This window comes from Ruegeria sp. BJ5 (assembly GCF_056537865.1).
This window is the reverse complement of sequence record NZ_JBQFSH010000002.1, coordinates 458642-474986: the sequence shown is the minus strand read 5'-3', so window position 1 is coordinate 474986 and position 16345 is coordinate 458642. Positions and strand designations below refer to the sequence as shown.

Genomic DNA, 16345 nt, shown 5'->3' with positions numbered 1-16345 from the left:
CCGATATCGTCCTGACCTTCAGACTAAGGGCTATGAGACAGGATCGCAAATGAACTAGTTCACACAAGTCGAAATAGTTTTCGCCTTGGAAACCATTTGCCTATCCAAGCGCGATTGCAGTACCGTCGTGCTGCTTTGACCGCGGCAGGATCGCTGCAAAACAGTTTCGGGTCACCAGTAGGGGCAGGGGCCATAGAACGTTCAATTTTTGGATTTATTTGGAAGTATTCCAAGCGTGATCAGCTTGTTCTGCTGGCCGTGACGGCAACTTTGTTCCCGCTGCTGTACCTGACGCTTGAATTGCCCAAACGCATCATCAACGACGCAATCGGCGCCTCCAGCGAGATCGTGGATGTCTGGGGATACAGTCTGTCGCAGACGACGTTTCTGGTAATTTTGTGCTTCGCCTTTTTGGCGGCGGTGTTGGCGCATGGTTTGATGAAGATGCGCATCAACACGATGAAAGGCGTTCTCAGCGAACGAATGCTGCGCCGGTTCAGATACCAGTTGATCAATCGCGCACTGTTGTTTCCTCAACCCTATTTCGAGCGCGTCAGTCAGGGCGAACTGGTCTCGATGATCACCGCCGAAAGCGAGCCGATGGGCGGGCTGATGGGCGATGCGATCAGCCAGCCTGTCCTTCAGGCGGGGCAGATGCTGACAATCCTGTCCTTTCTATTCCTGCAAAGCGTCTGGTTCGGATTGGCTGCTGTCGCGCTGATCCCATTGCAGGCCTGGCTGATCCCGCGATTGCAGCGCCAGATCAACCTGTTGAACAAGCGCCGGATCCAAGAGGTGCGCGTACTGGCGGCTCAGATCGGCGAGAATGCAGCAGGCGCGGCAACCCTGCGGCAGAACGGCGGCTGGCGCCATCGCCGAGCGCTGATTTCAGATCAACTGTCCCGGCTGTTCAGCATCCGGTTCGAGATCTACCAGAAAAAATTCTTCATGAAGTTCATCAACAACTTCATCTCTCAATTGACTCCGTTCCTATTCTACCTGGTCGGTGGTTTGCTGGTTTTGCAGGGGTCAGTTTCACTCGGTGCTCTCGTGGCCGCGCTCGCTGCCTACAAGGACCTCAGCTCGCCCTGGAAGGAGCTGCTGACTTATTACAACCAGACACAGGACATGTCTCTGCGCTGGGAGGTGGTCATCGAACGGTTCGCCCCAAGCGGCATGCTGGATGAAAGCCTGTTCGAAGGCGAGCCCGACAGCCGACCGCACCTGAATGGCCCGATCGAGTTGGAGCAGGTCTCGGTGCGTGATCTGGATGGCAACCAGGTTCTGGATGATCTGAACCTGACCTTCCCTGCCGGCAAGACCATAGGGATCGCGGCCCCCAGCGAAGAGGACCGCCGGGCCCTGGCGGATCTATTGACCCGGGAGATCCTGCCAAGTTCGGGCCGGGTCGAAATCGGGGGTGTTAACCTGTCCTCGCTGCACCAGGCCGTCGTGGCGGCCCGGATCGGTCATGCCACATCGCGACCGGTGATGTTCCAGGGAACCGTTGGCGGCAATGTGATGATGCCGATGCAGCTCAGGCCTCTGACCGCTCCACCGGAGGACGCGGACCACCTTGAAACGCTGCGTGCGGGAAACAGCCCCGATCCCTTCCGGGCCACTTGGCTGGACCCTTCACTGGCCGGGTTCGAAACGGCCGAGCAGCTGCGCGATTGGTGGTTGAAGCTGATCGACGGACTGGGCTCTGGGCCCATCTTGTTCCAACGCGGGGCCGAGTTGGGTTTCGATCCTGAAAAGCACCCCGACCTTGCTGCCAAGCTGATCGAGCTGCGGCCCTTGGTGCAGGACGCCGTCAAAAAGGCCGGTCTGGAGTCGCAAGCCCTGATTTTCGACCGCATGACGTACAACGCTGCACTGCCCGTTGCCGAAAACCTGCTGTTTGCTGTGCCACGCGTGCAGGTGACGCAAGAGTTGCTGGCCCGGCAGACCGTTTTCCTCGGGCAGTTGCGCGAGTTGGGTCTGGATGAAACACTGGTCGGCCTGACTCGTGACGTGATCGAAATGCTGCGTCAGATCTTTGGTCTGGACGGGACGGATCACCCGTTGTTCCGCAAGCTGGGACTCGAGGCCGCCACCTACGAAGCTGCTGTCGACCTCGTGGAAAAGACCCGGGAAACCGGCGCGTCAGGGGTGGACGATGACCAGTTGGCCAGCCTGCTGGCCGTGCCTTTCGTGATCTCGGCTGAACAGATTGGGCCGGCATTTTCCGAAGAGCTCAAGAACCGCATCCTCGAACTGCGGCACAGCCATTCCGACAAGTTGATGGAGCGCCTGAACGACGTGTTCGAGCCGCTGGACCCGGCCACCTTTGCGCCGGGATTGACGGTTATGGAGAATGCGCTTTTTGGCAAGGTCAGCCAGATCGGGGGCGCGCGGTCGGACGAGGTACGGAAAGTGATCGCAGACGTACTGACCGAAAACGGAGCCCGTCCGCTGGTGGTTGAACTGATCTACGATGTACCGGTCGCGCTGGGCGGGCAGAACCTGCCGGCCGCGCTGGCCGAGCCTTTGGCCTTTACCCGCGCGACGATCAAGAAGCCGGATATCCTGATACTGGAAAACGCACTGGCGAGTTATGGCATGGACACGCAGGTGGCTGTGTTCAGGAACCTGCGAGAGCTGCTTCCGGACGCCACGATCATCTACCTGAACGAACAGTTCAAGAACCCCGGCGCTTTCGACATGTTCGTCGAGATCCGACAAGGGCGCGTAGTGTCCGATCAGGTTCCGTCGGATGTCGAAGGTGACAGTGCAGCCTCGGCGGACCTCACGCGAAAGCTGCGTGCCTTGGAACAGACGCCGCTGTTTTCGGGGCTGGATCGTCGTCAGCTGCGGCTGCTGGCCTTTGGTGCGCGCTGGTACGAGGCAAAGGCCGGCGAAGTCGTGTTCCTCAAGGATGACCAGCCGACCGATGGTGCCTACATGATCATCGACGGCGAAGCGGGTCTGTACCTGCCGCAGCCGCCCGAGGAGGATCGGCTGGTGACCCGCGTCGGCAGCGGCACCCTGGTGGGCGAACTGGGCCTGATCCGCAAAGAGCCCCGTGCACTCAGCATGGTGGCCGAAACTGATCTGACCTGCCTGCGTATCGGCGAGGAAGAGTTCCTGGCCGTGGTGGAAAACGATGCTGCGACCGCGTTCAAGCTGTTGCAGGTGATCGCAGGCTATGTATCACGCTGACAGGTTCAGGCCTGCGGGCTACAGAACAGGGAATGCATCAACTCGATCACCTGCTTGGCTTTGCCGTCGCGCAGCGAATAGTAGATCGTCTTGCCCTCTCGGCGGGTTGAAACCAGGCCTTCGGTTCGCAGGCGCGCCAGCATCTGGCTGACCGCGGCCTGGCGCAACTTGAGCAAGGCTTCAAGCTCGCCCACCGAGCGTTCTCCAGCGGCGAGATGGCACAGGATCATCAAGCGGCCCTGATGCGCCAGCGTCTTGAGGAATGCCGCAGCTTGCGCGGCGCTTTCCTCCATTTCCGAGGGCAATTCGGATTGTGGGGTCGTCAATTCGGCGTCAGTGAAAGTCACGTGGAACCTTGGGGATGGGGATAAGGGGTGGACGCAGTATGCACCAACTTGTCTGAAATTGTCATCCCTCGGTTGCCGGGGCTCCGCCCTGAAACGCATTGCCGTTGACATAGTCGCAGGGATCTTCCTGCATATGCAGGTGCAGACCGTCGCCGGAAAAGGGGTGGGCGCGGGCCAGATCCTCGTCGACCTCGATGCCCAGGCCGGGGGCCGAAGGCGGCTCGACAAAACCGTTCTCGACCCGGATCGAGCCCTTGATCAGCTGGTCATGAAACGGCGTTTCGATGGTCTCGAGCAGCAGCAGGTTTGGGATCGAGGCCGCGAGATGGATGTTGGCGGCCCATTCCACCGGCCCGGCATAGAGATGCGGCGCCATCTGCGCATTGAAGACCTCGGCCATGGCGGCGACCTTCTTCATCTCCCAGATCCCACCGGCCCGACCCAAGGCGGGCTGCAGGATTTCGGCCGCGCCGGCGCGCAGAACCGCGCCGAATTCGGCCTTGGTGGTCATCCGCTCGCCCGTGGCCACTGGGATGCGGACATTGCGGGCGACGCGGGCCATGTCCTCGATCATGTCCGGGGGGGTGGGCTCCTCGAACCACAGCGGCGAGAAAGGCTCGATCGCCTGCCCAAGGCGGATGGCGCCGGCAGTGTTGAACTGGCCATGGGTGCCGAACAGCAGGTCGGCCTTGTCGCCTACGGCGTCACGGATCGCCTTGCAGAAGGCCACCGACATCGAGATGTCGGACATGGCCGGCATATGCCCGCCGCGCATCGTGTAGGGGCCCGCCGGGTCGAACTTGACTGCGGTAAAGCCGCGCCGGACCATTTCGGCGGCGCTTTCCCCGGCCTGTTCGGGCGAGGTCCAGAAATCGGTCAGATTGTGCTGCGGCAGCGGGTACAGATAGGTGTAGGCGCGGATGCGGTCGTTCATCCGGCCGCCGATCAAAGCGTATACCGGGCGGTCCCGGTCCTTGCCCAGAATGTCCCAACACGCGATTTCCAGCCCCGAGAATGCGCCCATCACCGTCAAGTCGGGGCGCTGGGTGAAGCCGCTGGAATAGGCGCGGCGGAACATCAGCTCGATATTCTCGGGGTTTTCGCCGGCCATGTGGCGGTCGAAGACGTCACGGATGACGTGTTTCATCGCCTCGGGACCGACCGAGGAGGCATAACACTCGCCCCAACCCGTGATGCCGGTATCGGTGGTGACTTTCACCAGAATCCAATAGCGCCCACCCCAGCCCGGCGCGGGCGGGGCGGTCACGATGATGTCGAGATCCTGCAGTTTCATCCGGTCTCCTCCCGCCGGTGGTCCGGGGCCGTCAGCCCCGGTCGAATACGATCACGTTGCGCTTGGCCGACCCGGTCTTGGTGTCTTCGATGGCCTCGTTGATCTGTTCCAGCGTCCAGCGCCCCGAGATCAGCTCGTCCAACTTCAGTCGCCCCTGTTCATACAGATCGATCATCCACGGAATGTCGCGCTGGATCACCACGTCGCCCATCTTCGACCCGACCATGCCCTGACCGAGGGCCGCCAGAATGACCGGCTCATAGCTGGATTGCGCACCGGAATGCGGCATGCCGATCATAACCGCCTTGCCACCGCGACCCAGATAGCGGGGCGCCTGATCATAAGCGGGGATTGCACCGACGGTGATCAGAACCGCATCGGCCCCGCGACCGCCCAGGGCCTTGTAGGCTGCTTTCCACGGTTCTTTCAGCGTGGCCAGCACCCCGTGCGTGGCGCCAAATTCCTTCGCGATTTCCAGCTTTTCCTCGGTCATGTCGACGGCCACGATCCGCCGGGCCCCGGCCAGCCGCGCGCCCTGGATGGCGTTCAGGCCCACACCGCCGGCGCCGACGACCACGACATCCTGACCCGGGCGCAACTGCGCGGCGTTGACCGCCGCCCCCACACCGGTGATCACCCCGCAGGACAGCAGGCTGGCCACGTCCTTGGGCATCGCGTCGGGTATCTTGACGATCTGGCGGTGGCTGACCACGACCTTTTCGGCAAAGGCACCACAGGCCATCGCCTGTTCCAGCGGCCCACCGTCCGCCGTGCGCAGCGGACCCTTGACGGTGTCATAGGGCGTTTCGCAGATCACCGGCTTGCCGCTGGCGCAGGACGGGCACGATCCGCAAGCGCGGATCAGGGTCACCACGACCGCATCGCCAACCTTGAACCCTCCGCTGGCTTCTCCGACGGCCGAGACCACACCGGCAGCCTCGTGCCCGTAGACGGCGGGCAGAAACCCGCCCCAAGCGCCGCTGGCATAGGTGATGTCGGAATGGCAGATCGCCACCGCATCCAACGTGACCTCGACCTCGCCCATGCCGGGCGGCGCGATCTGGATGTCTTCGATGACAAGCGGTTCGTTGAAGGCGCGGCATACGGCGGCTTTGATGGTCTGCATGGATCCCTCGTTTGGTTTGGGCCACGGTGACGCGGGAACCTGCGGTCCGCAAGGCTGAAACCGTCATTCCCGTGTCGTTGTTACGTTTCGCTGCGATGTGCGCGCAGAAACAGGACGAATCCGGCCAGCATCAGCAGCAATGCCAACAGGAACGGGGCCCCTGGAAGGTAGAACGCTGCATCAACCCGCGCGAATTGGGCGAAAACGGTGGTCATAACCAACGGGGAGATCACCATCGACAGCGCGTGGAGAGCGGCCAGAACCCCCTGAAGCTCTCCCTGCTGCGAATCCGGCGTTGCGCGTGACATCTGTGCCTGAAGGGCTGGCGTCACGACGGCGCCCAGTGCGGTGATCGGAATCAGCATCAAGGCAATCGTGCCGTTTGTGAGAAAACCCAGAGCCAGAAAGCTGACGATCTCGAAGATCATGCCCCAAACGATCGTGGTCCGCTCTCCCAAGTGGCGGGTGGCGGGGCGGATCAAGCCGCCCTGAACCGCAGCCATTCCCAATCCGTAGACCGCAAGTGACAACCCGATCATCTGCGGCGACCAACCGAAACGCTCGGTCGTGAAGTATGACCAGATGGCGGGATAGACGTAGATCGATACCGAGTACAAAAAGTATACCCACAGCAACGGTCGGATGCCGGGCAGGGCGGCGATGGCACGCAATGCGCTGTCAGGACGCGCGCGGTGCCAGCGGAATCCGCGGCGGTTTTTGTCCGTGACCGTCTCAGGCATGACCGCGAGGCCCAGCAGGAAATTTGCAAATGACAATCCGGCGGCCGCCCAGAACGGGGCGCGGGTTCCGTATTCGCTCAGCAATCCTCCCATCAAAGGGCCGAGGACAAAACCTACACCAAAAGCCGCTCCGATGAGACCGAAATTGGCGGCTTTTTCATGAGGTTTCGAAACGTCCGCCATAAAGGCCGCTGCGGTAGAGTGGGTCGCCGCGGTGATGCCACCCACGATGCGGCCGATCAGCAGCAGCCAGATGCTGCCGGCCATGGCCATGACCACGTAGTCCAAGCTCATGACAAACAGAGAAGCCAGCAAGACCGCGCGGCGTCCGTAAGCATCCGACAGGTTGCCCAGCACCGGACCGAACAGGAATTGCATCGCGGCAAAGGCCGTGCTGAGGATCCCTCCCCAAATGGCTGCCGATGCCAGAGAGCCGCCCTGAACCTCGACGATCAGCTGGGGCATGATCGGCATGACCAGTCCGATGCCCATGGCATCGATCATGACAGTGCCCAGTACGAAAAGAAAAGGAAGACGCATGAAACCGAACGAATGACTTATTTTGCAGGACCTTAGTCGCCCGCCTGTCGTGTTGTAACCCGGTCATTTGTGATCGAGGCGAAATTCTCGACCGACGGTACGTCAGCCTTGACCCGGCCGGATCTCAGACGCGGGTGGCGATTGCGTCCAATTGACGGGCCAGATCCGCGGGATGCGAGAAGAATGGAGAATGGGAGCTGTCGATCGTCAGGCGCAATTCGGGCGGCGCGCAATGGCTCATCTCTTCCTGGTATTCAGTTGGAATCGTCCGGTCATCCATGGTGCGGATATAGGCCTTGGGAATTCCGTCAAAACGCTCGCTCAGATCCAACGGCGTGTCCTGCGGGCGGATCGCCTGCGGGCACAGGCGGGCTAGGGCATAGGTGACAACGTCGGCCGGACAGTCGTGGTAGAAGAGGGATTGCACCCGGTCCGGCAACACGCTGTAGGACAGTCCGTCTGCCGATTTCTCGACCGCATCGCCAATCAGCTGTCTTGGTGCACGCCGGCGCATTTCGATCATCGACAGCCCGGAGACCGGCACGTAGGCGCAGACATAGATCAGGGCCCGCATCCGGTCTGGGGCGAATTCAGCGGCCGCACTGATCGGGTAGCCGCCCCAGGAATGGCCGACAAGGATCGTTTGCGGGGTCGTGGCATTCAAAACCGCATCTCGGCACATCTCGAGCGTGACCTCGGACACTGGGGTCGGGTCAGAACCATGGCTAGGCAGATCGATCGCACGGACCGAATGCCCCAGATTCTCAAGTACCGGTATCAGATCGCGCCAGCACCATGCGCCGTGGCAAGACCCGTGAACAAGAAGAAATTCCGCCACCGTGACCTCCTTCAAATATGTCCGGTTTCTCGCAGAAAAGCGTTCAGCAACTCTGCGTAGACCTCGGGCCGCTCGACGCAGGGCAGGTGCCCGGCCTTGCGGATCAGCTCGAACCGGGAGCCGGGGATCAGGTCGATGGTTTCGCGCACCAGATCGGGAGGGGTCGAGCCATCTTCCGAGCCCGCAATTCCCAACGTCGGCAGTCTGAGCCCGCTGGTTGGCGTATAGAAATCCGTGCCCGAGATGGCGGAGCAGCAGCCCAGATACCCCTGGACCGGTTGGCGTACCATCATATTGCGCCATAGCTCAACATCGGGGGTTTCCCGAAATGCTTTCGAAAACCAGCGCTCCATGGTTGCTTCGGCCAGCGCCTCGATCCCACCTGTACGAACGGCTGCCATCCGATCGGCCCACATAGAGGGCGTCCCCATTTTGGCGGCCGTGTTGGACAGGACCATCGCCCGGATCTGATCCATCCGCTTGACGGCCAGCCCCTGCGCGATCATTCCGCCAATCGACAGGCCGACGAAGATGCAATCCCGTACCTCGAGAAAGTCCAGAAGCCGCTCGGCATCGCGCACCAGACTTCCCATCGAATAGGGGCCATCCGGTTGCGAGGACAGGCCGTGCCCGCGCTTGTCATAACGGATGATGCGCAGACCTTTGGGAAGCAGAGGTAGCACGGGGTCCCACAAGCGCATGTCGGTGCCCAACGAATTGGCAAAGACCAAATGTGGGCCATCCGGGTCACCGTCCAAGCGATAGTGAATCTGAACATCTCCGAAATCAGCGATGTGCATCTGGTCAGCCTTTTTTGCTGGTATCATTCCGACAGTTTACGCCGCGATTTATTGCATCTGTCCTAACCCGTTGTCAGGTAAGGAATTCCAACGCGCGGGCAAAGACCTGTGGATCGACATTCCCGCCCGATGCCACGACGATAACGGCGTCGCCCTGGATATCGTCCTTGCGGAACAACGCCGACGCCAACGAGACTGCCCCGCCCGGTTCCAGAACGACCTTGAGGCGCAGGAACGCAAAGGCCATGGCGCGGAGAGCCTCGTCTTCCGATACCGCCAATCCCGGTCCGCAGAGGCGACGGAGGATCGGAAAGGTAATATCACCGGGCCGCGGTGTCAGGATCGCGTCGCAGATATTGCCTGCGGCTGCGTTGTTGGTCTGAACGGACCCCGAGGCCAGGGATCTTTTGACATCGTCGAATCCTTCGGGTTCGCAGGGGCGCGCCCTGAGACCCGGCGCATGTTTTTCCAGGGCAAGTGCCACGCCTGAGGTCAGTCCACCGCCACCACAGCATACCAGAACATCGGCGTCGGTCACACCGAGATCGCGCGCCTGCCGCGCCACCTCGAGGCCGACGGTGCCCTGACCGGCGATCACCTGCGGTTCGTCATACGGGCGGATCAACGTAAGACCGCGCTCCCGGGACAACGCCTCGCCGATCTCTTCGCGGCTTTCATTGGCGCGATCATATAGGATGACCTCGGCGCCCAACGCGCGAGTGTTTTTGATTTTCAGAGCCGGTGCGTCGGATGGCATGATGATGACGGACTGAACACCATGAAGCGTAGCGGCATGCGCCACGCCCTGCGCATGGTTGCCTGATGAATACGCGATCACCCCGCGTTTGCGAGCCTCGGAATCCAGGGCGGAAATCGCAGACCACGCGCCGCGAAACTTGAAGCTTCCAGTGTGTTGAAGACACTCGGGCTTGACCAGAACGCTCCGCCCGGCAAGGTCGTCCAGAAACGGCGATGTGAGGATCGGGGTTTCGCGCGCGTGCCCTTGCAGGCGCACGGCAGCGGCTTCGATCAGGTCAATTGTGCTCATATCAAATCCAGTACTTTGCGAATGACGGTAATGGACTGCGGTTCGTCCAGAAATGGAACATGGCCCCGGTCGGGCACTTCAGCCGAAATCAGCCCCGCGTGACGCCGGTGCATCTCTGTAAGGGTCTCGGCGCTCAGCAAGTCCGAGTTCGCTCCACGGATCACTCCGGTGGGAAGCGGGTTCAGGGCTTCGAACAATGGCCACAAATCAGCGGGCGGGCCCGCTGCAATCTGTTCTTTCAACGCGGTTCTCAATGCGGGGTCATAGCGCAACCGAAGGCCGGTGCCGGTTTCTTCGTATTGGAATGCGGCCTGCTTTCTCCAGGTTTCAATCGATACGCCCGGAAACTGCGGGTCCATTGCCTGTTTCAGCGCAAAAGCGGCCTGTTCCAGCGTTGTTGCGGCAGGAGCCTTGCCGACATAATCCATAATGCGGCCGATGGCCGACGGTTCGATTTCGGGGCCCACATCATTCAGAATGACGGCACTCAGACGTTCGGGGCGAATTGCGGCGAGGGTCATGGCAATCAACCCGCCACGCGAGGTGCCAAGGATGCTGACCCGATCTAGCTTGAGGTGATCCAGCAACTCGATCACGTCCTGTGCCTCGCGCGGAACGGAATAGTTGCGATAATCCGGATCAAAATCCGAGTCGCCGCGCCCCCGATAGTCCATCGCAATGACACGCAGTCCGTTGGCGTGCGGCGCGAAGAAGGAAAAATCCCGGCTGTTTCTGGTCAGGCCGGCAAGGCACAGCAGTGGCTTGCCGCTGCCTGTTTCTTCGTAGGTCAGGCGCAGACCGTCAGACGTCGTGAATTGCGGCATCAAACGCCCGCCAGTTCCGGAATCGAGGTCAGGTCGGACAGGACATGCGCCGGGGTCCACGGCAATCGGTCCATTGGTTCGCCGGCGCGGTTGACCCAGGCTGTAACGAACCCGTACCCGCTGGCTCCGGCGGCGTCCCAACCATTCGAGCTGACGAACAGAACGTTCGATCGTTCGCACCCGAAACGGTCGCACACAAGATCATAGACCCGTGCATGCGGTTTGAAGACGCCGACGCTTTCGACTGACAGAATGTCGTCCAATACGCCGGCGATACCCGCAGATCTGACCGCGCCTTCCAGCATGGGCGGCGATCCGTTGGACAGGATCGCGGTCTGCATCCCGCCATCCTTGAGCGCCTTCAGCATGGCGGGAACCTCGGGATAGGCCTGCAGTTCCCAATACAGGTCCAGCAGTCTCTGCCGCAGCGCTGGGTCCCTCTGCAAGCCTGTCGCCTCGAGCGCCCAGTCCAGGCCATCCTGCGTTACGTCCCAGAAATCGGCATGTGCGTCCGCCACAGCACGCAGCCACGTGTATTGCAGCTGCTTCAACCGCCAGTGGTTGGCCAGTTCAGGCCACTTGTCACGCAGCGCATCCTGGCCCGGTTCGGCGGCCGCCTGACGTGCGGCTGCGGCCACGTCGAAAAGGGTTCCGTACGCATCGAAAACGCAGGTTGTGATCGCCATCTGCCTCTCCCCATCTTCCGGGGCAGGTTGGCACAGGCCATGCGCGGGTTAAAGCGTAAAAGGGTTTACATTGCCGGGTCAGTCTCTAGGTTGGACCGCTCATTCCAAACTCAGGTCGGAGACAGTCATGACCGCAATCAAACAAGGCGACACGGTTCGCATTCACTACACTGGAACTTTGCGGGACGGCAACGTTTTCGACAGCTCGGAAGGACGCGATCCGCTTGAGTTCGCCGTGGGGTCCGGCCAGATCATTCCCGGTCTGGACGCCGCTCTGCCGGGTATGGAAATCGGCGAGAAGAAGCGGGTCGAAGTGGATTGTCAGGACGCCTATGGGCCGATCAATCCCGCTATGCGCCAGGACGTCCCGCGGGAAGGCATCCCGGACGACATCCCGCTGGACCCCGGCACTCAGCTGCAGATGCAGACCCCCGATGGTCAGGCGCTGCCTGTGATGGTGGTGGACGCCAACGAAGAAACCGTGACCCTGGACGCAAATCACCCGTTGGCGGGCCAGGATCTGATCTTCGACATCGAGGTCGTTTCGATCAACTGATCAGCGCGCGTTCAGCCGCCCAACAATGACCCAACCGCCTCACGAAGCTGCGGTTGGGTATAGAAGATCCACAATACCAACAATGTCGTCAGGGTCAGCAGCAGCGTTCGCGCGCGGCTGCTGAGCACTCCGGTCTTGCGACGAGAGTGAGATGCACGCGAATTGGTCGCGATTATCCGGTCTAGTTTGCTCATGTGATATCCCTGCCGCGGAAGTTTGGTAAAATCTTGGCAACGACAGGGAAAGATCGCGTCACATGAAGTCGGGCTGAGGCATTCCCAAGATGTGGAAACCGCCGTCTACGCGAATGATTTCACCGGTGGTGCAGGCCCCCGCGTCCGACGCAAGGTAAACGGCCGTGCCGCCAACCGCTTCGAGCGTGGCGTTCGATCGCAGCGGGGCGTTCTGGTCGCAGAACTTGTAGGTCTTGCGAGCCCCCCCGATTGCCGCGCCGGCCAGGGTTTTCATAGGTCCGGGCGAGATGGCGTTGACCCGGATTCCGTCGGGGCCCAGATCGTTTGCAAGATAGCGCGTCGCCGATTCCAGTGCAGCCTTTGCAACACCCATGACATTGTAGTTCGGCACGACCTTGTTCGAACCCTGATAGGTCAGGGTGAGCAGCGTCCCGCCGTTTTCCTTCATCATCGGATAGGCGCGACGGGCCACTTCGATGAATGAATAGGCCGAGACATCCAGCGAGTGCTTGAAATTCGCCCGCGTGGTGTTCAGAAACCGCCCGGTCAGCTCGGTCTTGTCCGAGTAGGCGATGGCGTGGACGAGGAAATCAATCGTTGGCCAACGGGCGGCCAGCTCGTCGAAGGCACGGTCCAGCGATGCGTCATCGGTCACGTCCGCATCGACCATGAAGTCGCTGCCCAGGCTCTGTGCAAGCGGTTCCAGCCGTTTTCCGAAAGCCTCGCCCTGGTATGTGAATGCCAGTTCAGCGCCTGCCTCGTGCATGGCCTTGGCAATGCCCCAGGCGATCGACCGATCATTGGCGACGCCCATGATCAGCCCGCGCTTACCCTTCATAGAATCCGACATCATAATCACCCGTTATACTTGGACAGAATCATGGAACCGTTGGTGCCACCAAAGCCGAAGCTATTGGTCATGACACTGTCCAAACCTGCGTTTTCAACAACCTCAGTTGCGATTTCGCCGGGCTGGATGCCTTCGGCCAGCGTGTCGACATTGATCGACGGCGCAATGAAATCATGCTGCAGCATCAAGAGGCAGAAAATCGCCTCGAGCGCGCCGGCAGCACCCTGAGCGTGGCCGGTCATCGACTTGGTCGAGGAGATCGGCGGCACATTGCCCTCGCCGAAAATCCGGCGGACGGCTTCGACTTCGCCCACATCTCCGACCGGTGTCGAGGTCCCGTGGGCGTTGATGTAGCCGACCTTGCGGCCTTCCGGCAGGGTGGACAAGGCGAGGCGCATCGCGCGCTCTCCACCTTCTCCCGAGGGCGCGACCATGTCGTGCCCGTCCGAGGTTGCGGCATATCCCGTCACCTCGGCATAGATCTTCGCGCCCCGGGCCAGAGCATGTTCCAGCTCTTCCAGAACGACGATGCCGCCGCCGCCCGAGATCACGAACCCGTCGCGGTTCTGATCAAACGCGCGCGAGGCTTTTTCGGGCGTGTCGTTGTATTTCGAGGACATCGCGCCCATCGCATCGAACAGGCAGGACAGGGTCCAGTCCAGTTCTTCGCCGCCACCGGCGAACATCACGTCCTGTTTGCCCAGCATGATCTGCTCGGCCGCGTTTCCGATGCAATGCAGCGACGTCGAGCAGGCCGAAGTGATCGAGTAGTTGATGCCCTTGATCTTGAACGCGGTCGCAAGGTTGGCCGAGATCGTCGAGCACATGCATTTCGGAACGGCAAACGGTCCGATGCGCTTGGTTGCGCCGGTTTTCAGAACGGTCTGGTGCGCCGTCAGCATGGCGCTGGTGGAAGGGCCACCGGACCCGGCAACAAGACCCGTACGCGGATTGACGACCTGATCTTCGCTCAGCCCCGCGTCAGCGATTGCCTGGCTCATCGCGATATGGGCATACGCGGCGCCTGGCCCCATGAACCGCAAAGTGCGCTTGTCGACCTGTTCCGACACATCGATCTTGAGCGTCCCTGCAACCTGGCTGCGGAAGCCGTGCTCGACCATCTGCTCGCTGGCCTCGATGCCGGACTTACCCGCCTTGAGCGAGGCCAGAACCTCTTGGGCATTGTTCCCGATGGAAGAGACAACCCCCAAACCGGTGACGACGACGCGACGCATTTGCGTTCTCCTGTGTTCCATTCCCTGTTGACTGTCAGTCAGCTGGGGTCAGCTTTCCGACAATGCAACCTTCATGTCCTTGACCTGATAGATGACTTCGCCATCCGCTTCGACCCGGCCATCCGCCACACCCATGGTCAGGCGGCGGGTCTGGACTGCCTTGGTGAAGTCCACGTAATAGGTCAGCATCTTGCGGTCGGGGCGCACCATGCCTGTCAGTTTCACTTCGCCCACACCCAGCGCATAGCCGCGACCCTGCCAGCCACGCCAGCCGAGGTTGAAACCAGTCAGCTGCCACAGTCCGTCAAGACCCAGACAACCCGGCATGATCGGGTTTCCTGGAAAGTGGCAATCGAAGAACCAAAGGTCCGGTGTGATGTCGAATTCCGCCACGACATGCCCCTTGCCGTGCGCGCCGCCGTCGCCTGAAATGTCGGTGATGCGGTCCATCATCAGCATCGGGGGAGCCGGAAGCTGAGCATTTCCGGGGCCGAAGAGTTCGCCGCGGGCGCATTTCAGCAGGTCGTCCTTGTCAAAGCTGCTTGGGAATTGGGCCATTCTGCCGCGTCTCCTGCCAGGGGTCTGTTTATTCAATCTGGCCTCGTCTATCACCCGTTTGCAAGGTCCTGCAAGACCACCCGAACACATCCGGCCCGCCGGAGCCGCTGGTTGCGAATGAATTTCATTTGAAATTGGTGGTGGTCGGCACTTATATATTGGGGCAGGGGAAATTGGGTAATGGTTTCATGACAGCTCAAAGCCGGGACATCGCTACGAACTGGTTGGTTGACGCCGGGCTGCGCCCGACGCGCCAGCGTGTTGCCTTGGCCGAATTGCTGGTGGGCGATGGCCGCCACCGACATGTCACCGCCGAAAGCCTGTTCGAGTCGGCCAAGAACAAGGGCGATGCTGTTTCCCTTGCAACGGTCTACAATACCCTGCGCGCCTTCTGCGATGCCGGCGTTCTGCAGGAAATCACCGTGGACGGCTCAAAAAGCTATTTCGACACCAACACCCATGACCACCCGCATTTCTTCTGGGAGGACGAGGGCCGCCTGAGCGATGCGCCGTCCGACCAACTGGTTATCCAGCGTCTGCCCGAAGCGCCAGCCGGGGTCGAGATCGCGTCGGTGGACGTTGTCATCCGGCTGCGCAAAAAGCGCTGATCACAGTTTCCCAAGCGACCTAACCAGAGCCTGTTCAGCAGCGGCGACTGTCGTGTCCGCAGGGCCGATGCCGTGACGAGCCAGAATCACGGCCTCGGTTGCATCGGGGTCGGTGATCGGCAGGCTCAGCAGCGGCATCCGATCATAGCTGAGGCCGTTTTGCGGGCTGGCATAGCTGATGCCCACCCCTTCACCATGGGCCGCAAGACTGCGTTGGATCTCGAGCGATTCCGCGCGGTAGGACACGCTGGGGTGCAGTCCATGACGTCGGAACAGACCCAGGACATGCTGTGCTGACAGACCTTCTTTGGACAGGATGAGCGGGTATTGCTCAAGCTCGGCAAGTAAAACGCTGCCTTGCCCGGCCAGAGGGTGCGCGGGACTGACCAGCGCGTTTGGCGTACTGTCCAGCAGCTTGTGGCGTGAGAAACCGGCATCGAGGCCCAGATCATAGGTGAGCGCCAGATCGAAACGGCCGTCGGTCAATCCGCTGATCAAGCCTTCGAAAGTGTCAACACCGTGGGTCAGAACGATATCGGGAAGAGTGTCCCTGATCGTCTGCATTGCCCGCGCCAGCAGGAACGGCGCAAGATCCACAAAGCAGCCCAACTTCAAACGGCTTGTTCCGGCAACCGGGGCTTTCGCCTCTTCGATCCGGGCAGCGCTCGTCAGCAAGGCTTCGGCCTTGTCGATGAACTTGCGCCCCTGAGGCGTCAGCGACATTGCCGCGCCGCGTCGGCGCGAGAACAGCGGATGGCCCAGGTGTTCTTCGACCCGGGTCAGCGCGTTTGAAAGCGCAGGTTGCGAAACGTTCAGGTGCTGTGCCGCGGCGGACAGGCTTCCGTGTCGCCCAATGGCGCAAACATATTCGTATTGGCGCAAGGTGATATATAACATGGA

General features: G+C 61.0%; 17 protein-coding genes. 3 read left to right on the top strand and 14 right to left on the bottom strand.

Annotation, left to right across the window (positions count from 1 at the left end; all coding sequences use genetic code 11):
• The first annotated feature begins 204 nt into the window (after positions 1–204).
• Positions 205–3201, top strand: coding sequence for a cyclic nucleotide-binding domain-containing protein (locus ACR0NY_RS09855; RefSeq protein ID WP_170368504.1), 2997 nt, complete (start codon positions 205–207; stop codon positions 3199–3201).
• A gap of 5 nt (positions 3202–3206) precedes the next feature.
• Here ACR0NY_RS09855 and ACR0NY_RS09850 read toward each other — a convergent pair whose 3' ends face one another.
• From ACR0NY_RS09850 to ACR0NY_RS09810, 9 genes are all read right to left on the bottom strand, one after another.
• Positions 3207–3494: an ArsR/SmtB family transcription factor gene (locus ACR0NY_RS09850; protein ID WP_170340532.1), complete on the bottom strand. Its 288-nt coding sequence runs from the start codon at positions 3492–3494 to the stop codon at positions 3207–3209.
• 115 nt (positions 3495–3609) lie between these two features.
• Positions 3610–4842: a mandelate racemase/muconate lactonizing enzyme family protein gene (locus ACR0NY_RS09845; RefSeq protein ID WP_170367873.1), complete on the bottom strand. Its 1233-nt coding sequence runs from the start codon at positions 4840–4842 to the stop codon at positions 3610–3612.
• A 31-nt stretch (positions 4843–4873) separates the two neighbouring features.
• Positions 4874–5968, bottom strand: coding sequence for a Zn-dependent alcohol dehydrogenase (locus ACR0NY_RS09840; RefSeq protein WP_170367876.1), 1095 nt, complete (start codon positions 5966–5968; stop codon positions 4874–4876).
• An 80-nt stretch (positions 5969–6048) separates the two neighbouring features.
• Positions 6049–7248 carry a TCR/Tet family MFS transporter gene (locus tag ACR0NY_RS09835; RefSeq protein ID WP_170339847.1) on the bottom strand — a complete coding sequence of 400 codons (1200 nt, stop codon included), beginning with the start codon at positions 7246–7248 and terminating at the stop codon, positions 6049–6051.
• A 124-nt stretch (positions 7249–7372) separates the two neighbouring features.
• The gene (locus tag ACR0NY_RS09830) at positions 7373–8086 is read right to left on the bottom strand and encodes an alpha/beta fold hydrolase (RefSeq protein ID WP_170339849.1); all 714 of its coding nucleotides are present in this window, start codon (positions 8084–8086) and stop codon (positions 7373–7375) included.
• Between the two features lie 11 nt (positions 8087–8097).
• Positions 8098–8886, bottom strand: coding sequence for a 3-oxoadipate enol-lactonase (gene pcaD, locus ACR0NY_RS09825; protein WP_170367878.1), 789 nt, complete (start codon positions 8884–8886; stop codon positions 8098–8100).
• 73 nt (positions 8887–8959) lie between these two features.
• Positions 8960–9934, bottom strand: a complete 975-nt coding sequence (locus ACR0NY_RS09820) for a threonine ammonia-lyase (RefSeq protein WP_170367880.1) — start codon at positions 9932–9934, stop codon at positions 8960–8962.
• Positions 9931–10758 carry an alpha/beta fold hydrolase gene (locus tag ACR0NY_RS09815; RefSeq protein WP_170367882.1) on the bottom strand — a complete coding sequence of 276 codons (828 nt, stop codon included), beginning with the start codon at positions 10756–10758 and terminating at the stop codon, positions 9931–9933. Before ACR0NY_RS09815 ends, ACR0NY_RS09820 begins: the two co-directional genes overlap by 4 nt.
• On the bottom strand, positions 10758–11444 hold the full coding sequence (locus ACR0NY_RS09810; protein WP_170367884.1) for a haloacid dehalogenase type II: 687 nt from the start codon (positions 11442–11444) through the stop codon (positions 10758–10760). The genes ACR0NY_RS09815 and ACR0NY_RS09810 overlap by 1 nt, the downstream gene beginning before the upstream one ends.
• A gap of 127 nt (positions 11445–11571) precedes the next feature.
• Here ACR0NY_RS09810 and ACR0NY_RS09805 point away from each other — a divergent pair, with 127 nt between their 5' ends.
• Positions 11572–12000, top strand: a complete 429-nt coding sequence (locus ACR0NY_RS09805) for an FKBP-type peptidyl-prolyl cis-trans isomerase (protein WP_170367886.1) — start codon at positions 11572–11574, stop codon at positions 11998–12000.
• Positions 12001–12011: 11 nt separating this feature from the next.
• Here ACR0NY_RS09805 and ACR0NY_RS09800 read toward each other — a convergent pair whose 3' ends face one another.
• From ACR0NY_RS09800 to fabA, 4 genes are read right to left on the bottom strand one after another with little or no spacing between them, the layout of a single operon-like run.
• Entirely contained in the window at positions 12012–12194 is a 183-nt protein-coding gene (locus ACR0NY_RS09800) for a hypothetical protein (protein ID WP_170357073.1), read from the bottom strand.
• Positions 12195–12252: 58 nt separating this feature from the next.
• On the bottom strand, positions 12253–13044 hold the full coding sequence (locus tag ACR0NY_RS09795) for an enoyl-ACP reductase FabI (protein WP_093965010.1): 792 nt from the start codon (positions 13042–13044) through the stop codon (positions 12253–12255).
• Between the two features lie 5 nt (positions 13045–13049).
• A complete protein-coding gene (gene fabB, locus ACR0NY_RS09790) occupies positions 13050–14279 on the bottom strand; it encodes a beta-ketoacyl-ACP synthase I (protein WP_170357074.1) in 1230 nt (409 codons plus the stop codon).
• A gap of 48 nt (positions 14280–14327) precedes the next feature.
• Entirely contained in the window at positions 14328–14837 is a 510-nt protein-coding gene (gene fabA / locus ACR0NY_RS09785; protein WP_093964585.1) for a bifunctional 3-hydroxydecanoyl-ACP dehydratase/trans-2-decenoyl-ACP isomerase, read from the bottom strand.
• A gap of 188 nt (positions 14838–15025) precedes the next feature.
• Between fabA and irrA the strand changes: the two genes are divergently transcribed.
• Positions 15026–15445 carry an iron response transcriptional regulator IrrA gene (irrA, locus tag ACR0NY_RS09780; RefSeq protein WP_170364932.1) on the top strand — a complete coding sequence of 140 codons (420 nt, stop codon included), beginning with the start codon at positions 15026–15028 and terminating at the stop codon, positions 15443–15445.
• On the opposite strand, the gene ACR0NY_RS09775 is transcribed toward irrA, so the two are convergent.
• Complete coding sequence (locus tag ACR0NY_RS09775; protein WP_170367889.1) at positions 15446–16342, bottom strand: LysR family transcriptional regulator; 897 nt, start codon at positions 16340–16342, stop codon at positions 15446–15448.
• Positions 16343–16345: the final 3 nt, after the last annotated feature.